This window comes from Corynebacterium pilbarense (assembly GCF_026930265.1).
GTDB classification, from domain to species: domain Bacteria; phylum Actinomycetota; class Actinomycetes; order Mycobacteriales; family Mycobacteriaceae; genus Corynebacterium; species Corynebacterium pilbarense.
In genome coordinates this window covers 1-977 of the sequence record NZ_JANRML010000065.1, presented here as the reverse complement: position 1 = coordinate 977, position 977 = coordinate 1, and the positions used below count along the sequence as shown (strand labels likewise).

The 977-nt window shown below is 56.0% G+C and carries 2 protein-coding genes; both read left to right on the top strand.

Annotated features, from left to right (window positions below):
• Positions 1-379 (top strand): hypothetical protein (locus tag NUW87_RS11395; RefSeq protein WP_269028639.1); only part of this gene is annotated, 379 nt, incomplete at its 5' end.
• 23 nt (positions 380-402) lie between these two features.
• A partial coding sequence (locus NUW87_RS11390) for a DDE-type integrase/transposase/recombinase (protein ID WP_269028638.1) occupies positions 403-977 on the top strand: 575 nt, incomplete at its 3' end.

The following is a 977-nucleotide window of genomic DNA, read 5'->3' as shown; positions in this document are numbered from 1 at the left end:
GACAGTGCTGCGGTGGGCCACCATGGTCGCAGACGGATCGATCGCGCATTACACGCATAAACGAAAGGCAGGAACAGTGGGAAAGCACACCTCAGATGACCTTACGCAGTCACGTCGCCAGGTTGAGGCGATGATTCGGGAAAACGAACGGTTGAAAAAAGAACTCGCCAAAGCCAACCGCAAACTCACCCGGCAAGAACAAGAACTGGATAAATGGGTCAAAACCAGTGATGTGTTGGGAAAAGCTTTAGCGTCCATGCCCGATCTTCCTGGCGTGGACTACGACGCGGAGGAAAACGCCTATCCGAAGACGAAACGCGACGCTATGAAGCTGGTCGACAAGAAGAACAACGACTCATCGACGCACTTGTCGGATTAGGCCACTCCACTTCCCGGGCGTGTGTGTTGCTCAACGTCAGCCGCAGCCGGATCTACTACGAATCCAACCCGCGGCCGAAAACCACTAACCCGATTGCCCACCACGAACGCAACATCCCCAGGCTTACACAAAAGCAGATCGACGAGATTCTCGCCCAGCTGGATGCCAATCCATACTCGAGCGTGGACGATGTGTTCTACAACGCCTTCAACCACGGGCTGTATATCGCTAGTTTGAGCAGTTTCTACCGCATCGCCCGCAAGCACAACAGACTGTTGAAGCACCGCAACTGCACTCGCACCAAACGCAGGTCGAAACGCGGTAGCAACCAGCCACCACATGTCGTGGCTACTGCACCAGCACAAGTGCTGTGCTGGGACATCACATTCCTGCCTGGCCCGTTCGTCAACGAAACCTACGCCTGCCACACCATTATCGACCTGTACTCACGCGCCGTGATCGGCACGTTGGTCACCCACCGCGAAGACGCACGCGGTGTATCCAAACTCTTCGACGACATCTTGACGCGCTACCCCACAGTGCAAACCGTGCACTCCGACAACGGGGCAGCTATGCGAAGCAACGCCGTCAAGCGAGT